Origin of the sequence: Limosilactobacillus equigenerosi DSM 18793 = JCM 14505 (assembly GCF_001311375.1) — a bacterium.
Lineage (GTDB): Bacteria > Bacillota > Bacilli > Lactobacillales > Lactobacillaceae > Limosilactobacillus > Limosilactobacillus equigenerosi.
The window spans coordinates 100872-119443 of the sequence record NZ_BBAS01000001.1; the positions used below are offsets into that span (position 1 = coordinate 100872).

The 18572-nt window shown below is 44.0% G+C and carries 15 protein-coding genes, 4 pseudogenes and 1 other annotated feature; of the genes and pseudogenes, 4 read left to right on the forward strand and 15 right to left on the reverse strand.

Annotated elements, in window-relative coordinates; all coding sequences use genetic code 11:
- Positions 1-16: 16 nt before the first annotated feature.
- Positions 17-819: pseudogene (locus JCM14505_RS00540) on the reverse strand (PTS mannose/fructose/sorbose transporter subunit IIC).
- 18 nt (positions 820-837) lie between these two features.
- On the reverse strand, positions 838-1833 hold the full coding sequence (locus JCM14505_RS00545) for a mannose/fructose/sorbose PTS transporter subunit IIA (protein ID WP_054652123.1): 996 nt from the start codon (positions 1831-1833) through the stop codon (positions 838-840).
- A gap of 182 nt (positions 1834-2015) precedes the next feature.
- Between JCM14505_RS00545 and JCM14505_RS00550 the strand changes: the two genes are divergently transcribed.
- The gene (locus JCM14505_RS00550; protein ID WP_054652125.1) at positions 2016-2978 is read left to right on the forward strand and encodes a type I phosphomannose isomerase catalytic subunit; all 963 of its coding nucleotides are present in this window, start codon (positions 2016-2018) and stop codon (positions 2976-2978) included.
- A gap of 479 nt (positions 2979-3457) precedes the next feature.
- On the opposite strand, the gene asnB is transcribed toward JCM14505_RS00550, so the two are convergent.
- The 4 genes from asnB to JCM14505_RS00575 all read right to left on the reverse strand — a co-directional run bounded on the left by asnB (position 3458) and on the right by JCM14505_RS00575 (position 7428).
- Positions 3458-5050 carry an asparagine synthase B gene (gene asnB, locus JCM14505_RS00555; RefSeq protein WP_054652127.1) on the reverse strand — a complete coding sequence of 531 codons (1593 nt, stop codon included), beginning with the start codon at positions 5048-5050 and terminating at the stop codon, positions 3458-3460.
- A 64-nt stretch (positions 5051-5114) separates the two neighbouring features.
- Positions 5115-5387 (reverse strand) — a binding site (T-box leader).
- Positions 5388-5437: 50 nt separating this feature from the next.
- Positions 5438-6376: a nucleoside hydrolase gene (locus tag JCM14505_RS00565; RefSeq protein ID WP_054652131.1), complete on the reverse strand. Its 939-nt coding sequence runs from the start codon at positions 6374-6376 to the stop codon at positions 5438-5440.
- Between the two features lie 132 nt (positions 6377-6508).
- Complete coding sequence (locus JCM14505_RS00570; protein ID WP_225352195.1) at positions 6509-6832, reverse strand: MmcQ/YjbR family DNA-binding protein; 324 nt, start codon at positions 6830-6832, stop codon at positions 6509-6511.
- A gap of 20 nt (positions 6833-6852) precedes the next feature.
- Positions 6853-7428: a TetR/AcrR family transcriptional regulator gene (locus JCM14505_RS00575; RefSeq protein ID WP_056995505.1), complete on the reverse strand. Its 576-nt coding sequence runs from the start codon at positions 7426-7428 to the stop codon at positions 6853-6855.
- A 232-nt stretch (positions 7429-7660) separates the two neighbouring features.
- On the opposite strand from JCM14505_RS00575, the gene JCM14505_RS00580 reads away from it, so the two are divergent.
- Both JCM14505_RS00580 and JCM14505_RS00585 read left to right on the forward strand, forming a co-directional pair.
- A complete protein-coding gene (locus JCM14505_RS00580) occupies positions 7661-8389 on the forward strand; it encodes a deoxynucleoside kinase (RefSeq protein ID WP_054652135.1) in 729 nt (242 codons plus the stop codon).
- Positions 8390-8423: 34 nt separating this feature from the next.
- Positions 8424-8933, forward strand: a complete 510-nt coding sequence (locus tag JCM14505_RS00585; protein ID WP_054652137.1) for a nucleoside 2-deoxyribosyltransferase — start codon at positions 8424-8426, stop codon at positions 8931-8933.
- A gap of 354 nt (positions 8934-9287) precedes the next feature.
- Here the strand turns inward: JCM14505_RS00585 and JCM14505_RS00590 are convergent.
- The 5 genes and pseudogenes from JCM14505_RS00590 to JCM14505_RS00610 form a co-directional block, all read right to left on the reverse strand.
- Positions 9288-9931 (reverse strand): annotated as a pseudogene (locus tag JCM14505_RS00590) (ABC transporter ATP-binding protein).
- Positions 9932-9975: 44 nt separating this feature from the next.
- Positions 9976-11022, reverse strand: a complete 1047-nt coding sequence (locus JCM14505_RS00595) for an ABC transporter permease (RefSeq protein ID WP_225352196.1) — start codon at positions 11020-11022, stop codon at positions 9976-9978.
- A 92-nt stretch (positions 11023-11114) separates the two neighbouring features.
- A pseudogene (locus tag JCM14505_RS00600) lies at positions 11115-12144 on the reverse strand (YeiH family protein).
- A 113-nt stretch (positions 12145-12257) separates the two neighbouring features.
- Positions 12258-13127, reverse strand: a complete 870-nt coding sequence (gene thrB / locus JCM14505_RS00605; protein ID WP_054652139.1) for a homoserine kinase — start codon at positions 13125-13127, stop codon at positions 12258-12260.
- A 9-nt stretch (positions 13128-13136) separates the two neighbouring features.
- Positions 13137-14417, reverse strand: coding sequence for a homoserine dehydrogenase (locus tag JCM14505_RS00610; protein ID WP_054652141.1), 1281 nt, complete (start codon positions 14415-14417; stop codon positions 13137-13139).
- Positions 14418-14531: 114 nt separating this feature from the next.
- Here JCM14505_RS00610 and thrC point away from each other — a divergent pair.
- A pseudogene (thrC, locus tag JCM14505_RS00615) lies at positions 14532-16026 on the forward strand (threonine synthase).
- A 330-nt stretch (positions 16027-16356) separates the two neighbouring features.
- Here the strand turns inward: thrC and JCM14505_RS00620 are convergent.
- The 4 genes from JCM14505_RS00620 to JCM14505_RS00635 are packed head-to-tail and all read right to left on the reverse strand — an operon-like array spanning position 16357 to position 18492.
- The gene (locus JCM14505_RS00620; RefSeq protein WP_156249798.1) at positions 16357-16752 is read right to left on the reverse strand and encodes a hypothetical protein; all 396 of its coding nucleotides are present in this window, start codon (positions 16750-16752) and stop codon (positions 16357-16359) included.
- A gap of 35 nt (positions 16753-16787) precedes the next feature.
- Positions 16788-17171 carry a helix-turn-helix domain-containing protein gene (locus tag JCM14505_RS00625; protein ID WP_054652145.1) on the reverse strand — a complete coding sequence of 128 codons (384 nt, stop codon included), beginning with the start codon at positions 17169-17171 and terminating at the stop codon, positions 16788-16790.
- Positions 17172-17218: 47 nt separating this feature from the next.
- Positions 17219-18040 (reverse strand): MDR/zinc-dependent alcohol dehydrogenase-like family protein, encoded by an 822-nt coding sequence (locus JCM14505_RS00630; protein WP_153010952.1) that lies wholly within the window; start codon positions 18038-18040, stop codon positions 17219-17221.
- Between the two features lie 20 nt (positions 18041-18060).
- Positions 18061-18492, reverse strand: a complete 432-nt coding sequence (locus JCM14505_RS00635; RefSeq protein WP_054652149.1) for an SRPBCC family protein — start codon at positions 18490-18492, stop codon at positions 18061-18063.
- Positions 18493-18572 lie beyond the last annotated feature (80 nt).

The following is an 18572-nucleotide window of genomic DNA, read 5'->3' on the forward strand; positions in this document are numbered from 1 at the left end:
TGACTCCCCTTCTCTTCTAGTAATCATCTAAAATGTCGCCAAGTGGATCACCTGTCCCACTTGCACCATTTCCGTTACCTGAACCGCCTTTACCTTCTAATTGGAGGTAGAGCAACATGAATGCCGCCCCTAAAGCCCCAATCGCAATTAAAGTTAATTGTGAAATAGCGGCTAAGACAAACCCGATGATAAAGAATGGCCAAACTTCACGCGTTGCAATCATGTTAATAACCATGGCGTAACCAACGGCCACAACCATTCCCCCACCGATGGTCATCCCTTGTGTTAACCATGCTGGCATTGACCCAAGGAAGTCCTTCACAACACTAGCAGGAATAAACGTTAAGGCAATTGCTGGTAACATAATCCGCAACCCTTGCAAACTCGTGGCAATTAATTGCCAAATTTCAATTCCACGTAAGTCACCAGCTTCGGCACGCTTGTCCATAATATGAGCGATGGCAACTGAAATCGTCCGCACAACCATCGTTAAGAATAAACCAGCCACAGCTAATGGCACCGCCAACCCAATGGCCGTCCCAATGTTCTTCGTGTCAGCCCCACCTTGAACAAAGATGATGGCAGAAGCAACAGCGGCTAAGGCAGCATCAGGGCAACCGCGGCCCCAATGTTAGCCCAACCTAAGGCGATCATTTGAAGTGATCCCCCTAAAATAATACATGGTACTAAATGACCAGTAACTAAACCGATTAATGTACATGCAATTAAAGGTTGGTGGAATTGGAATTCATCCAAAACCCCTTCAATCCCAGCTAAGAAGGCCACAATAGCCACTAGGATAATAGAAATTGTTGACATAATAAGTTCTCCTTCTAACTATTTTTGTTCATCCACTAATTGTTGTGCCCGCTTTAATAAAGCATCCGGATCTTCAGGCGAATCAGATGGCACCTTCCGAATATCTAACTTGATACCCATTGATTGCAATTCACGAAGCGTATCAATGTCATCTTGGTTCATTGAAAGCACTTTGTTAACATTGACTTTTCCTTCACTATAAGCCATGGAACCAATGTTTAATTCTTTCAATTCAACCCCGCCCTTGATAGCAGCCAAGGCATCTTGTGGCGTTTCGAACAGCAACAGCGCCTTGGTGTTCCCAAAACGTGGATCCTTGGCAACTGCTTCCATTTTCTTCAATGGCACCGTGTTCGCCCGAACCCCAGCCGGCGCTGCTTGCCGAATCATATCTTTCCGTAATGTATCCTTAGAAACGTTATCAGAAACAACAATAATCCGGTTTGGATTCATCGCCTTGGTCCAACCAGTTGCCACTTGCCCGTGTAATAGTCGCGTGTCAACCCGCGCAAAGACATACTTAATCTTCCCATCACCAATAACCGTACCTTCTGGGATGGCTCCCGTAGATTGATCATCAGCTGCCTTTTCAGCTACTGGCGTCGCTTCAGCTGGCATCAAGCTTTCTGGTTTCGTCTTGACCCCATCTTTAGCTACATCAACAATATGGGTTGCAATTTCTTGGGCTGATTCCATGGAGAACCGAGAAGCATATGCTTCAATAACCATTGGTAAATTCATCCCCGATACAATTGCCCACTTCTCATGACCATCCATCAAATTTGAAACTTGATTAAATGGTGTTCCTCCCCATAAGTCAACCAAGAATAAAACTTCTTCTTGATCGTCAAACGAGGCGACTGCATCTGATAATTTTTGGAAAATATCTTCTGGACCTTCAGATGGCTTTAAAATCACCGCCGCAACATTGTCTTGGTGACCAAAAATCATTTCACCAGATTGATAAATTCCTTCGGCAAAGCCACCGTGACTTGCCAAAACAATTCCAACCATACTTTCTTCCTCACTTCCACTATATTCGTCTCTTGTTGAAAGCGTATTCATTATACGCCTTTTTTTTAATCGGTTGACAACGATATTCACAAAAAATCATCATATAACGGTAACCGCTTTCATTTATTTTATGTATGGATTACACTGGCAGTGTCAAGTTACTTCACAAGGAGGATTTCACAATGAATGCGACTGACTTAATTACTTTAACCCCTGTTTTCCATCGTAAAATGTGGGGCGGGCAAAAATTACGCACTGATTTTCACTTTCCAATCAAACCAGAACCAACTGGGGAAGCTTGGACCATTGGCGCCCATCCTAATGGTGATTGCGTAATCAAAGCTGGTCCCGGGGGTGGTCAAACGTTGTCACAACTCTACCAACAACAACCGGCATTATTCGATAATCCAACAGAGACCACTTTCCCGTTATTAGTTAAGATTCTCGATGCTAACCAACAACTCTCCGTGCAAGTCCACCCCGATGATTCATACGCCTATGAACACGCCCATGAACGGGGCAAAACCGAATGTTGGTACGTTTTATCAGCCGAACCAAACAGTTACCTAATTTACGGCCACACCGCCCAAACGAAAACTGACCTCGAAACAATGGTTAATCACCAACAATGGGCGGCGCTTCTCAAAAAGCGCTACGTTAAAACCGGCGACTTTGTGTACGTTCCTAGTGGTACCCTGCATGCAATTGGCCCCGGCGTAGTCGTGCTAGAAATTCAACAAAGTAGTGACACCACGTACCGTTTCTACGATTTCGATCGGGTTGATCCGGCGACTGGCACTACTCGTGAATTACACATCGCTGATTCACTTGCCTGCACAACGGTTCCACATCACGATCCAGTCTTACCTGATCCAGTTCATCATCCAGGCAAATCTGAAACCCTTTTAAATGAAGCTAACTTTCACGTCATTCGGTGGCAAGTTGATCAAGAAACGATTAACGCCCATCATCATGGTGCCCCATACACCCTCTTATCCGTAATTGACGGAACGGGTGCAATTATAATTGGTCATGAAACTACTCCAATTACTAAAGGCGACAGTTTTATTGTGCCAGCAACGATTGACGAATGGCAATTCAGCGGTAATTTAACGGTCATTGGCGCTGAACCTACTATTAAATAAACCGACCAAAAGGGAGCGTGACAGAACTAAAATTGCTAAATTTTAGTTCGTCTTCACGCCCCCGAAAGCGCGAATAGGGCTCGCATCGTTCGAATTTTCGACGTTGCGAGCCCATTCGCGTACTGCGCTGTTCGATTTTTTTCAAGAGGTTGCCTGACTTATGTCACATCCTCTTTCTTGTTCCCTACTTTCAAACGGCAACTTATGTTGATAATTAATGTTCTACGGCAACCTTGTAACTTCGTTCGGCGGACAGCCACCAAGTCATAACGCAAAACTGACGCCGACGGATATGCTATCCGCCAACGCCAGCTTCAACGTTATGATAAGGTGGCCTTTACGTCCGCCTCACGACCTGATTAGTAACTACGCTCGCCGAGCAAGCGACTAGGACTAACTGAAACGGACTCCGACGTGTTACCACGTCAAAGCCCGTTTCCACGTTAGCCTACCGTCGCTTTTGATGCTCGGCTCGCGACCTATTTACCACTATCACCATAGTTTGCTAAGACCCGGGCACTTGGATCATCAACATCCTTTAAGGCATCCCATTCCTTGTTTGGCATCCAGAAATCCTTAATCCACATTGCCTTACCTGGGAAGAATTCTTCAAAGATGTCCCGGTACAATAATGATTCCTTCGTAAACGGCGTTGCATAATCGTACTTTTCACCGGCCTTAGCCACATCTTCATCCGTGTACAATTCTTCGGCGTATTCCTTCAAGTCATCAACTAATGAGTGCCCCACAGCATCACTAAAGGCCGCCTTTTCCCGTAATAAAATGTCATCTGGTAAGTAACCTTGACCAGCAAAGGCTTGCCGCAACAAGTACTTCCCCTTACCATAAACATTCATCTTCATTGCCGGATCGAGGGCCATTACATAGCGAACAAAGTCGCGGTCCGCAAACGGCACCCGTCCTTCAAGGGAGTTCGATGAAATACAACGGTCAGCCCGCAACACATCGTACATGTATAATTCACGAATCCGTTTTTGTGATTCCGCTTGGAAGGCCGCTGGACTTGGTGCGTAATCAGTGTACTTGTAACCAAACATTTCGTCGGAACATTCCCCCGTCATCAAGACCTTTAAATCAGTCGTGGCATGGATTTGCTTACATAACAAGTACATCCCAATTGAAGCCCGAATCGTCGTAATATCCCACGTTTCAAGCGCATAAATCACTTCCCGTAACGCCCCTAAAACGTCATCTCGCGTCATAATAAATTCCGTATGGTCAGTTCCTAAATAATCAGCAACTTCCCGCGCATACTTCAAGTCGATTGGGTTGCGGTCCATCCCAATCGCGAACGTCTTCATTGGTACATCCGGATGGTTCTTCTTGGCAATCGCACAAACTAAAGATGAGTCCAAGCCCCCTGACAACAAGTAACCTAATGGCGCATCCGCGTGAATCCGTTTTTCAACCGCCGCCACTAACCGATCATGAATTCCCTTCGTGGCTTCTTCAATCGTCGCTGGTACCATCGCTTGGCTTAATGACAAGTCGTTGTAGCTGACGAACTTTTCGCCATCATAGTAATGACCAGGTGGGAAGGGGAAGATTTCATCACACATTGGCATTAATGACTTCGCCGTCGAAGCAAAGGCAATCGCATGGTCTTCCTTGGTGTAACCATAAAACATTGGCCGAATCCCCATTGGGTCCCGGACCGCCATCACCTTATCCGTCGTTTGGTCATGCATTACAAGGGCAAATTCACCATCAAGCAACTTACTCATAATATCAAGGCCATACTTCCGGTAAAGTGGTAATAAAACTTCACAGTCACTGCCACTTTGAAATTCATGGATATCCTTAACTTTAGCTTCTAAGGCTTGGTAGTTATAAATTTCCCCGTTGCAGACCAACGTTACCCCATGATCTTCAAACGGTTGCATCCCATCCGGACTTAAATCCATGATTGACAGGCGGTTAAACCCAAATTTAACACTACCAGCATCTTTAACCCACGTCATATCTGGTCCCCGCCGCGCATCCAGGGCTAAACATTTTTCAAATTTGCTCATATCATACTTATCAGCACTAACTGTTAAAAATCCACACATAATTTTTCTCCTGTTTTTTAAGGTCAGAAGGGAAAATTAAAAAGCCTTCCCGTCCCAGCTCTACGCTTGGGACGAAAGGCTTTTTTTCCGCGGTACCACCCAAATTGTTAGGGAAACTCCCTAACCAACTCATATCAAGTACAGACCGCACAAGTACAATCTCATACTTGTCCGATGGTAACGGTTCGGCAATCCGTTTAAGCCTACTCTGACAATGGTCATTTGGGTTAAATTGATCGAAAGTGTTTTTCATCAGCCACAGGGTTATCACCTTCCCACTCCCGGTGACTCACTGGTTAAATAATGCCTGACTACTCGTCTTTCTCATCTCGTTTTAATATTTGTTTAATATAATATCACTAATTCCGAAGTTTGCAAGGATATTTATTAAAAAAGTTCGGCGTGTTTACAAAGTTGGTCGTAATGCCGCCAAAATTTTTCTGAATCCGCGTGGGTGACTAAGGTTACCCCCCGGCCGGTTTCATCACGCTCAAACCGAGCCGCGGATGATCCAGTGGTTAAGACCGTTGATTTCACTTCTTCAGTAGTAACAATTTCAGGGAACAACGCCGCCATCACCGTTAACACATCCCACAAATAATATTCCGTATCAACTTCGGCTGAATTAACTAAGGCATAAATGTTCCCCAGTAAATCAAACGCTTGGTAGCGCCGATTCGTGGCGAAGTGTTGGTGCATTGCCGGCGTGACGGGTAACTCTTCACTTGATTCCAACCCAATTTGATAAATATCCAAGTCCGAATCCCACACTGTTGCACAAGCCGCCGGATCCCACCAGGCATTCCATTCTTGCGTCCCATCCGCGTTGGGCATGTGAACATTGCCACGCCCATTTTGCGAACCGCCCATCCAATACAACGTCGCAATTTTATGTGTAATCGTCGGATCAGTTTCTAACGCCCGCGCTAAATCCGTTAATGGCCCCGTAAAGACTAACGTTACCGGTCCCGTCGCCTGATGCAAACATTCAATTAAATGTTGATGAGCCGGTAAATCACTCAGGGGCGTCTTGACACAGCCATGTTCATTTAGCAACGGAAATTGATTGACCGAATACGCCGCCACGCGCCACGCATCTGGAAATTGGTGCACCGCACGCGAATTCGATTGAGCGACTGTAATTTCATCATGACGTTGATTAAACCGATCAATAATTTTTCGCGACGCCGCTACGGCTGGTTCGACGTATCCGTCCGCATCCGTAACCCCCACTCCGATTAAGCGAATGTCCGGGGCTAATAACATCAGTAACAACGAGGCATAGTCATCCATATTACCATCGTGATTTAAATAAAATTCGCGCATCTGTTTCTCCTTCATGCTGTTTGCGACTACCATTACGGTTATTATACGCACATCATTCGGAAAAACACGCAATTATTTTAATTTCTCAATTAAATCATTCGTATTTAACTATTTTTTCATCATTCACCATTGCTAAACGTTCGTCAAACTGAAACTTTGGGCAATTAAATCTAACACCGTCGTTGACTCGACGACAGCTAAATCAATCGACACCCAGTGTTGCTTATTCATATGATACGCCGGGTAAAAGCCGACGCCTTGGGTTAAAATTTCAATTTCCGTTGGGTCAATTTTCACGTTCACAATCAACTTCAGCTCATGACTTGGTCGCCCCAATTTATCCCCCGCCACTTCCATCACCAACGCAAACCATTTTCGATTTCGTTGATGACGAAAAATAACATAATCAGGATGTTTTTTTAAATAGCTGTTCTGGTTGAACTTGATAAGTATCAACTAATGATTGCGTTAATTCATCAATCGTCATGATTACTTTCTCCTCTATCCGCTAATTGATTAATGATTTCCACAATAAAGTTAATTGCTTGGGCTTGTTGGGTTTCATCACGATGCTGACTATCAATAATCATTGACGTAACTCCCCCCGCTAAAAATTTAATCATTAATTCGGGTTGCGTAGCTTGTTTTAACATTTGAATAATCGGATCACATTCAACGGTTTGATTCGCTTCATAAAATAACGTCATCGCTCGTTCCACCATCCGTAAAAATTCGACGTGGAAATTCGCCCGTTGTTGATTCGATGGATTTAAATGGCGAATGATTGCTTCATTCCGACTCACAAAGCGTTGCACTCGTTCCAACACCAACCCATCTACCGGATCCATTAAATCACGCATGCCCAAATATTCAATTAACGCTTCGGCGGCGGCGTATTTATCTTCAAAGTACCGATAAAACGTGCTCCGCGTTACTAGCGCCACTTCACAAATCGCTTGAACCGTAATTTGTTCAAAGGTCGTCGTCTGTAAAATTTCAGCTAACGCCAAAATAATATCGCGTTGGGTTCGGGATCGCTTTTGTTCATTCATCAATTTTTCTCCCATTTTTTTGAATTTCTCTTATACTACACCCCGTAAGGTTTTCATTCCATTTTCATTTCACCAACCACAAGATATAGCGTTCGATAACAATTTAAACCACAAGATATTGTGGTTATTGTTTAATTTTTTTCCCTTGTAGTTTATCCGTGGTTAGTTTAAACTGTTTAAAGCGTCTTGATGACAGACGAAATATTTCCAAAGAAAGAAGTTGAAGATTATATTGATTACTTTAAGTGGGATCATCGGATCCGGAAAAACCAGTTTAACCACCCTATTGTCAGAAAAGCTAGGAACGAAAGCCTTCTTTGAACCAGTCGATGACAACCCCGTCTTACCATTATTCTACAAGGGAAATGAAATTGCGGCTGAAAAACGCGCCAACGGGGACAAGGAAGCAACAAACCCTTACGCATACTTACTTCAAACCTTCTTTCTTAATCGTCGGTTTGCGATGATTAAAAAGGCCATGGCTGATGACAACAACGTCTTAGACCGTTCAATCTACGAAGATGAAATCTTTATGCGGATGAACACGGACATGGGAAACGCCACACGGGTCGAATACGACATTTACAAGTCCTTACTTGAAAACATGTTGGAAGAATTACCATACGCCGCTCACAAGAAGGCACCTGATTTGATGGTCATGATTGATGTTTCCTACGACACGATGATCAAGCGAATCAAGAAACGGGGTCGGGAATACGAACAACTTGAAAACGACCCATCATTAGTGGAATACTACCACACCTTATTGAAGTACTACGATGTTTGGAAGACGGAATACGATGCTTCACCATTATTAATCATCGACGGTAACAAGTACGACTTCATGACCAACGAAGCCGATCGTCAAACTGTATTAAAGATGATTTACGATGAATTATTAAAGCTCGGCTCTATTGATGACAATAAGCATGCTGAATTAATGGTCGATTTAAACGCCTAAGTCCTTTTAACCCTGACCTTGGAGGAATCAAATTATGAAGAACATTGATGCACAACCAATTACGAAAATCTACCTCGCTACGAGCTTCTTCAACGATGAACAAAAAGCCCGTGTCGACAAGGCCTTAGCAGCCTTGGAAAAGAACCCAACCATTGGGGTAATTCACCAACCATTTGATTTCCAATACAAGAATGCGTTAATCGACAACGACCCTGAAGGCATCTTCGGGACGCTTGAATGGCAAGTTGCTACTTACAACAATGATATCAACGCCGTCGGCAATAGTGATGTCTGTGTTGCCCTTTACGATATGGACCAAGAAGACGTTGGGATTGCTTTTGAATTTGGAATGTTCACGGCCCTCGGCAAGCCAATTGTCTGCATCCCATTCACGCAAAAAGACGATTTAAGCGAATATGAAATGAACTTAATGCTTGGTCGCGGGGTTACGACTTGGTTAACGCCAAACGACTTTGATCAATTAAGCACCTTCAACTTTAATCACCCAATGGCCCAACCGGTTTGCCCATTCCCAGTGATTTAATTGATTCCAAATAATACATAAAAGCTCCAATCGAGAATTTTCTCAGTTGGAGCTTTTTGTTATGATAAATTCAATAAAAATAATCCCGGCTCCGTAGAACCGGGATTATTTTGTTTTCGACGGCAACCTTGTAACTTCGCTCACCCAGCAGACGGATATCCTATCCGCCAACGCCAGTTTCAACGTTATGATAAGGTGGCTTTTTTGTCCGCCTTACGACCTGGATGTAACTACGTTCGCCACGCGGAAGCCTAGTGCCTAACTATGACAAAAGCGTCGACCCTAGCTTTGCTAGTGCCAACGCCTTGTCTACGTTAGGCCACAGCTTCCTTGATGCGTGGCTCACGACCTAACCTATACTAATTCACCATCGACCAAATGATATGTTCGATCAGCATACGGATTCAATCGGTCGTCATGCGTCACGACCACAATCGCCCGTTGCTTGTCATGCGCTAAATTAGCTAATAATTGACCGACTTCCTTCACCCGTTCACTATCCAGTGATGCAGTTGGTTCATCGGCTAAAATAATTGCTGGATTGGTGTATAAAGCCCGCGCAATGGCAACCCGTTGTTGTTGCCCACCAGAGATTTGATCCGGATATTGATTCTTCAAGCGACTAATATCCAAGTCATCCAATAATTGATCTAATTCGGTCGCACTCAGATTTCCTTGTTTCCGGACCCGATCAACTAATTCAAATTGTTCCGCCACCGTTAAGTAAGGTACTAAGTTATAGGCTTGTAGGACAAAGCCTATTTTGTTAAGCCGCATTTTTTTTCTAATGCTTTCCGGTTCATCTTTGCTACGGGTTGGTCATCGACATACACTTCACCACTATCAGCCGTTTGAAGCCCACCAGCAATGGTTAGAAAGGTACTCTTCCCCGACCCGGATGGCCCTAAAATTAAGACTAATTCACCTGGTTCAGCGGTAAAGTTAAGGTCCTTTAACACATGAACCCGCCCCAAATCGTGACCGAAAAACTTGTTAATATTTTTTTAATTCAATCGCTGGCATCATTAACCTCCAATCACCGTTACCGGATCCACTTTAGCCACCATCGGACCGGAATTAATGACCCAAGTAATGACATCACAACAAAGCCAAGGCTAATCAAGGCTAGCCAAACTGGTTGAAAGGCCATTGGGACAGCCGCTGGCAACGCCATAGCCGTTAAACCACTTGCAATTAACGCAATGGCCACCCCAAGTACGGTTAATACCACGGCTTGAGCTAAGGTGGCCCGAATTAACAAACCACCTGGCATCCCTTGCGCCCGGAGCACCGCGTAATTACCGAGTTTTTGCATTGTAATGATGTATAAGAAGATGGCAATTACAATCAGGGAAATGATTAATAAGAACCCAATCATGAACCCAAACGTCATATTTTGGGCTGAGTAACCAGGTAACTTATCAATTACTTTTTGAATTGGATAACTAGCTAACGTTTGATCATGAACCGTGACCTTAGCTTGTTTTGAAACGACCGCACTACCGGCAAAGACATTCCCCGTTCCGCGGTTCGCTTGCCAGACCGGAATAGTTGTGTAAACCACCGGCGCAATTTGGAGCATTGAATCCTTGGCAAACCCAACAATCTTATACTTGGATTGATTAGGACCTAAGGTAATCTTGTCGCCCAACTTGTAACCTTTAGTTTGGTAATTAGTATCCACGATGACTTGGTGATCACCATTAATTCGGTGCCCAGCCGCCAATTGGACTGACTTGGCCACAAATTGATTTTCAGGCGTCCCCACTAACGTCGCCGCTACTTTTTCCCGGCCCTTGGCTTGCGTAATAATCGAACTAATGCCGACTACCGCCGTCTTGTCATTATCAGCTTGTAACTTTTTAACTTGGTCCGGCGTCAAGGTTGATTGCCGCAATTCTTGATCAGAACTCTTCGACAACACTACGCTTCGAACGCCCCACGTATCCAAGGCCTGATAACCCTGTTGCGCTAATCCTAAGGCGAGCGCTGCTAAAACGAATACCAAATAACTAATTAAGGTAATCATTAAAGCGACCAGCCCGTACCGTAATTTTTCGTGCTTCATTTCCTTTAACGCTAGAAACATGGTTGCACCTCCTCATACCGCCAATATATATTTATAATCGCCAGTATTATACACCCATTCGAAGCGTTTTCAACACTAATTTGCTCTCATCTTTACCAAATATTAAGGAAATGTTGCATCAGTAAACTAGCCACCGTAATTCCGAACCAACAACTAGCCCCGAGTAACAACGGTTTGCCACCGGTCCGAATTAATTTAACAACATCCGTATTCATTCCAATCGCCACCATCGCCATCACAATCATAAACTTCGCTAATTGCTTAAAAATGTTAAAAGTATCTGGATTGGCACCAAACCCATGAACACTAATTGTTGTAATCAAAGCCGCCAAGATAAAGTACAAAATAAACATTGGGAACGCCCGTTTCAAACTAAAATGGTTATCCCCACTACCACGATGTTGCCGAACTTGGTAAAGTGCTAACCCAAAGGTAATTGGAATAATTGCTAACGTCCGTGTCAATTTAACCGTCACGGCCGTCGATAACGTTTGTGAACCTAAATGCCACATACTATCCCAGGTTGCTGCGGCCGCCGTGACAGATGACGTATCATTAATCGCTGTTCCCGCAAAAATTCCAAACGCATGACCAGTCGTCGTTGAAAAGCCAAGCCAATGCCCCAGCCATGGGAATAAAATCGCCGCAATCACATTAAAAAAGAAGATTACCGACATAGCTTGGGCAATTTCATCATCATCCGCGTCAACGACTGGAGCCGTAGCTGCAATCGCTGACCCACCACAAATTGAAGAACCAACCCCTATTAAGGTGGCCGCATTCCCCGTTAACCCTAGCGTCCGGTGCAAAACATAAGCAATCACTAAGGCGACCGTAATCGTTACGACAATAATCGGCAGCGAGGTCACCCCGGTTTGCCAAATCACCCCGAGATCCAGACCAAACCCTAGCAGTACCACGGCCACTTGTAAGACCTTTTTTTCCCGTCCAGTTAATTCCATCTTGGAAGATCCCCTTATCAGGCCACAATTGGGTAATAATCATCCCCAAAATAATGCCCAGCACGGGTCCCCCAATAACCGGCCACAGATTTCCTACCCACCAAGCTGGAATCGCTAATAATAAACATAACCCAATCCCGCTTAACCGTTCATGTTCCATTAATATTTCCTCCTCTAAATTCCAATATCTGTTTCATTGTAACACTCCCAACTAACCCGGGCGGCACCCAATTTAAAAGGCCGGTGAAAAACTCACCGACCTGTTAAAATAATTTACGCTCGCTCAACTTGAACCCCAGTTGCAACTGACGTTAATACTTGAATTGGCGCCTGTAAACCAGCTCCTTGAATTGCTTGGACCACCTTGGCCGTACAATCAGGGCCACTCAATATCATAATCGTTGGTCCCGCCCCACTTAAATACGTCGCTACCGCTCCGGCTTCGTGCGCCAATCGGCGAATTGTAGTTAATTCCGGCACTAAGCGTTGCCGAAAAGGTTCGTGGAACTGATCCTGTTCTAACAATTGCGCCACAACCTCATATTGTTGCGCCACTAAGGCCGCCGCCAAGGTATTGGCAATAGCACTCGCATGCGTCGCTTCCTGAAAGGATAACGTTGCCGGCAACACCGCTCGGGCATCCGCAGTCGCTAAATTATACGCCGGAATATACGTAATTAAATCCCACGGTAACGCTGGGGCAGGAACCGCTAAAAACTTTTCTCCCGCCTTCGTCCCAATCACCAGGCCACCTAAAATCGCTGGCGCCACATTGTCAGGATGCCCTTCAATTTGACTGGCAATTAAAACTTTTTGCTCAGCTGGCAACTGTAAATCAGCCAATTGGTTGGCTAATTCAATTCCGGCGACGATTGCACTCGAACTACTTCCCAGGCCATGCGCAACCGGAATTTCACTCGTAACTTGTAAATGATGAGGAGTTAAGTCTGGCGCCACTTTTAACGCCGTTTGCACAATTAAATTGGTTTCATCGTGCGGTAAATCGCCTAAATCATGCTCAACTTGCCAAGCCGCCGCTGGTTCGATAACTTTCACCGTTAAATAAATCGAAACCGCCATCCCAATGGAATCAAACCCAGGGCCTAAATTAGCACTCGTGGCTGGTACTTTAATCGTTAACATCCCATCCTCCTAATTTAAAACTTTATAGGCTGCTTGTAAGGTCAACGTTGGTGATTGTTCAATTCGCGCTTGAAAGGCGTGTAATTGTTGTTCGTCCATCGTATGCGTAATAATTACCACGTGCGCCGTTTCCCCATCAGAAGCTGGTTCTTGGGCAATTTCACTAAAACTTGCGCCTAAATCCGTCATAATTTGCGTTAATTGTAGCATTTGCCCCGGAATATCCGGCATCGTTAAAGATAAGTAATATGGATATTTAACATCCGTTGGGGCGGCTGGGACGTAATGTTGATGATAGTTATTAAATTGGTTCCCGTTGGTTTGTAAGACCAAATTCTTCGTCACCGTCGTAATATCACTCAACACACTATTGGCGGTTGGCAAGCCCCCCGCACCCGGACCATAGAAGAGCGTGTCACCGACGGCCTTCCCGGTCACCATTACGGCATTGTTTTCATTTTGCACCGCCGCTAATGGATGCGATTGGGCTACTAACACCGGGGCGACTTCCACAAAGACGCCACCATTGGCCACTTGCGCAAGCCCGATTAATTTAATTACATATCCAAAGTCTTGGGCTTTGGCAACATCAAAGGCTTGTAATTGATCAATCCCCGTGACTTTAAAGTCGCTGGTTTGGACATCCGTTCCAAAGGCAAACTGACTTAAAATCACCATTTTATAAGCCGCATCTTTCCCCGTCACATCATTAGTCGGATCACTTTCCGCAAACCCTAGTTCCTGGGCTTTTGACAACGCCTGGGCGTACGACCAATGTTGTTGCGTCATTTGGGTCAATATATAATTGGTCGTCCCATTCACAATTCCCTTCACGGCCGTAATTTCATCGGCGGCAAAACTATTGGCAATCGTGCGTAAAATGGGAATCCCCCCAGCGACACTGGCTTCATACATTAAGTCACAGTGATTCGCTTGGGCCAATTGACTTAACTGTGGTCCCGCCACGGCAATTAAGTCTTTATTGGCCGTCACCACGTTTTTGTGTTGCTTCAGTGCAGCTTCAATATATTCTTGGGCCGGATGAATCCCTCCCATTAATTCGACAATAATTTGAAGGTCATCATCATTTAATAACTCATCAACGTCACTCGTTAACGCCACTTGATCAGCAACCGCTTGGTAATTTTCTGGGTGCCGGACTAATACCCGTTTCACCTTTAATTCACAACCGGTGACCTTAGCTACTTTAGCTTGGTTTTCTTGAATCATTTGTAAGACCCCAGATCCAACAGTCCCTAACCCAAGGAGGCCAATTTGAATGGTTTTCATCTTCCGTTACGCTCCGCCTTCTAATCTTATTTTAATTTTAGATTGTATCATACTTAGCTTTCAGGTTACAATATGGAATAAGAATGCCGATAATACTTTAACGGAGGTTTAATTATGCAATATCGTAGCACCCGCGGAAATATTAAAAACACATTAAATTCAGCCCAAGCGGTCATCCAAGGACTCGCTCCGGATGGCGGGTTATATGTGCCCGTTGCCTTTCCGCATCCCGATGTTGATTTAGCTCAACTCAGCAATCTATCCTATCAAGAATTAGCCCAAGTCATCCTTAGTTGGTTCTTTGATGACTTTACTGATGAACAATTAACCACCATCGTCAACCAAGCCTATGGTGACCAGTGGGAAGATGACGCAATCGCGCCGGTCTCCGCCCAACACGATGGTAATTATTACTTAGAATTATTCCATGGTCCCACGCTGGCCTTTAAAGATATCGCCTTGCAAGTCTTACCGCGTTTAATGACCAAAGCCGTGACCCTTGAACACGTTGGTAAAGATATTATTATCCTAACCGCTACTTCGGGGGATACTGGATCAGCTTCAATGCATGGTTTTAGTGACCAAGCCAACACCCAAGTAATTGTCTTCTACCTGCTGGTGGGGTTAGTCCAGTGCAATTAAAGCAAATGCTTAGCTTACGGGGACAAAACTTAACCGCAATTGCGATTGAAGGGAACTTTGATGACGCCCAAACAAAGGTCAAAGAAATTTTCAATAACCATGATTTTGGCCACCGATTAGCGGTTAATGGTTATCAATTCTCATCCGCCAATTCAATGAATATTGGGCGGTTAATTCCCCAAATCGTGTACTATTTCGCCGCCTATGGTCAATTAGTCCAACGCCATGCAATTACGGTGGGGGACCAAGTTAATTTTGCGGTGCCAACTGGGAATTTCGGTGACATCCTCGCCGGTTACTACGCCCAACAACTCGGTTTACCAATTAAACACTTAATTTGCGCGTCTAATAAAAATAACGTCTTAACCGATTTCTTTAAGACGGGGACCTATGATCGCCAACGGCCATTCTACTTAACCAACGCCCCAGCAATGGACATCTTAGTTTCTAGTAATTTAGAACGGTTGTTGTTTGATTATTATCAAGGTGACGCCGACGCAGTAACAGAATTAATGGATCACTTAACTCAAAGCGGCCACTACACCGTCACGGCGGAAGTCCACGACCAATTAGCTCAAACCTTTCCGGCCGGCTTTGCGACTGAAGCTGAGGTCCGCGCCGAAATCAAACGCCTCTATGACCAAACTGGGTACTTAATTGATCCACACACGGCCGTGGCTTCACACGTCACCCATCAATACCAACAAGCCACGAACGATCAAACGCCAACGGTAATTATTGCCACCGCTAGTCCGGCAAAATTCCCCGAAACCGTCTTAACGGCCCTGAACGGTCAAGCACCAACACTACCGGTTTGGCAGCCATTCAAACCTTATTTGACCAACTTGGGCAACCACTTTCGCCAAACGTCCAATCATTATTCGACCAAACACCCCGGCCAGAACAAACGATTGCGACGAATGAAATGGAAGCAAAAATTGCCCAACTATTGAAGTTGGATGATTAACTAAAAAAACTCACCTAACTAAAAGCAGCGCCGAAACTAGTCTCACTAGTTCCAACGCTGCTTTTATTATTACGCCAGCCGGTCTTAACTACGCTCACCGAGCAAGCGACTAGGACTAACTGAAAACGAACCCCGACGTGTGCCACGTCAGAGCCCGTTTCTGAGTTAGCCTATCGTCGCTTTTTACGCTCGGTTCGCGACCTGATATTAACTACGTTCGCCACGCGGAAGCCTAGTGCCTAACTATGACAAAGTCGCCGACCCTAGCATAGCTAGTGCCAACGACCTGTCTACGTTAGGCCACGGCTTCCTTAATGCGTGGCTCACGACCTATTTAAAAATCAATTGATACGCTTGATACTTATCACGCTTTTCATCATCCCTAAGTGCGTCATAACATTTAACCAACGCTAAGGCATACTCAGGTAACATAAAATATGACTCTAATTGATGCACCCGATCAATCCCCGCCTGCAAAACTTGCGCAGCTGTTTCATATCGATGCTGATCGATTAAAAACAAACCGTATTGATAATTAACAACATTCAAATTTTCACGCTGATAATCATAACTATTTAATGCCGTAATAGCCAATTTAAACAACTCACTGGCTTGTTCATCATCCCCTAACCGATGACTAATAAAGGCAAGCGAATTAATTAATAGGAGCTCAATCTCATTTTGTGGCTGTTTTACCTGCCCCGCCATGGTATATGCTAATGCCATTTTAAGATAATGACGCGTCAGTAATTCATACCCGGTCACTCGAAAATAGGCACATCCGTAATAGTAATAATAACTTGAAAATCATGATTATTCGTTAAGCCGTTAATAACTGCTGGTGAATCAAGATACTCCAACATTTCAGCATATTGGTGCTGTTTGCATAAATTAAAAACATGTTTAGAAAATTGAGCTTGTAAGCCAAACTGAAGACTGGTTTGCAAGAATTCATGATCTAACGAAATTTCTAACCGCCGGCATAATTCAATAAACATCGATGCATTTGGCAGATAATTTCCTTTTTCGATACTACTAATCGTTGGCTGCGAGCAAATTCCATCTGCCAACTGACCTTGCGACAAGCCCATTGCTTGCCGGCGCTGTTTAATGATTTGCGCAATTTCGGTTTCTAATTCCTGCATTACACCCTCCCCTAAATCACATGGTTATTTCATATCAATATACCGGATTATGACCAGCTAAGCAAATTTCGTCCTCGTGATTTTGCCTGTTGATAAGCAATTGCCTCCTCAATTGCTTGATACCGAAACGTCTTATCAATTGGTAAATATAATTTATCCATTGCTAACAATTCAATTAGTTCTTGATACCCCTTTGGCAACAACGGTTCACTAATAAACTTCACGCCGGGTAGTTGATTCCGCGCAATCGACCAAACTGGAATTTTCGCCTTTAAATACTCATTAATTTCAGTTAAATATCCTTGATTGCTGAGATCAATCACAACGGGCCGCTTTCCGTGACCACGAATCAAGGACACATTAGCTAATGCTAATTGATGATTAAAATATGCTTGCGACTGTTCCCGAACAAGCGCCTGAATCGGAATTGGATCGTCAATCGCTAATAATTGAATTAAGGATAGTCCAACAACTGAATTGGCGCCCAATAAAATCACTTCATCCACTTGCAACTGTTTTAGTTTATGCTTCAAAACCATGGCAATATCAGCACCACCAATCAGCGCCGTGGCCTGTAAACTATCAACAGTATCAGGCAATTGGAAACAGTATAACGGAATTAGGGGATAGTTAAATTGCTGAAACGTCCCACTTGGATTTAGAAATAAGACGCGTTGGTTTAGTAATTTGGGTGAGCGAAATATTCCAGTTTCGACTACCGTCCCAACACCCCCATATCCCATTACCTTTGGATTTGAATTTCCCAATTGTAATAAATCATAACGTAATAGTGGCGTATATTCTGTTTTAATTTTAATCGCCGTGGGACTAACAGGCGGTTCTTCAACTTCAACCATATGCGGAGGCATGGAATTAGCGATGACCTGCATTAGTAGATTGCCTCCATTGTTTCGACTACCCGCTTAATCCCAGTTAAATTATCTTTAAAGGCATTGCGAATCACTGGTTTCAACATTAAAGCCACTCCGTTTAATGCCGTTGTTGATGTTAAAGATAGTGTTTGTTTCAGTCGTGTTTGATGCCTTGACAACGATTCAAGCTCCCATTCAATCAAACAATTAATGGTCCCATCAAAAGATTCATATTCAATTGTGTTACCACGCTGAGTTACTTTAATCGTTTCAGTAGTATTTAACGCCCCCCCATGCCGTAAAATCATATACTCATCATGATCAATTGTGGCGACTTGTTTAATTTCTGGGTTCCATTTAATAATATTTTCTAAATTTAGCAATAACTTTTCAATACGTTGATTATCTGCATCGATTAAAATCTCATTGGTAAATAATTCTTTGGTCATTCGATTAACCTCCATCTGCTGATGACATTAAAGTATGTTGGCCATATCATACTGACAACCTAGCATTTTTACTAATCGAG

Bases quoted from the DNA above. Each gene is read 5' to 3' on its own strand.
- JCM14505_RS00625 (WP_054652145.1), bottom strand. From the start codon at position 17,171: ATGCAGGAATTAGAAACCGAAATTGCGCAAATCATTAAACAGCGCCGG.
- JCM14505_RS00610 (WP_054652141.1), bottom strand. From the start codon at position 14,417: ATGAAAACCATTCAAATTGGCCTCCTTGGGTTAGGGACTGTTGGATCT.
- thrB (WP_054652139.1), bottom strand. From the start codon at position 13,127: ATGTTAACGATTAAAGTACCAGCCACGAGTGCTAATTTAGGCCCTGGG.
- JCM14505_RS00550 (WP_054652125.1), top strand. From the start codon at position 2,016: ATGAATGCGACTGACTTAATTACTTTAACCCCTGTTTTCCATCGTAAA.
- JCM14505_RS00545 (WP_054652123.1), bottom strand. From the start codon at position 1,833: ATGGTTGGAATTGTTTTGGCAAGTCACGGTGGCTTTGCCGAAGGAATT.
- JCM14505_RS00630 (WP_153010952.1), bottom strand. From the start codon at position 18,040: ATGCCTCCGCATATGGTTGAAGTTGAAGAACCGCCTGTTAGTCCCACG.
- JCM14505_RS00635 (WP_054652149.1), bottom strand. From the start codon at position 18,492: ATGACCAAAGAATTATTTACCAATGAGATTTTAATCGATGCAGATAAT.
- JCM14505_RS00575 (WP_056995505.1), bottom strand. From the start codon at position 7,428: ATGAATGAACAAAAGCGATCCCGAACCCAACGCGATATTATTTTGGCG.
- JCM14505_RS00585 (WP_054652137.1), top strand. From the start codon at position 8,424: ATGAAGAACATTGATGCACAACCAATTACGAAAATCTACCTCGCTACG.
- JCM14505_RS00595 (WP_225352196.1), bottom strand. From the start codon at position 11,022: ATGTTTCTAGCGTTAAAGGAAATGAAGCACGAAAAATTACGGTACGGG.
- JCM14505_RS00565 (WP_054652131.1), bottom strand. From the start codon at position 6,376: ATGCGCGAATTTTATTTAAATCACGATGGTAATATGGATGACTATGCC.
- JCM14505_RS00620 (WP_156249798.1), bottom strand. From the start codon at position 16,752: ATGGCATTAGCATATACCATGGCGGGGCAGGTAAAACAGCCACAAAAT.
- asnB (WP_054652127.1), bottom strand. From the start codon at position 5,050: ATGTGTGGATTTTTAACAGTTAGTGCTGATAAGTATGATATGAGCAAA.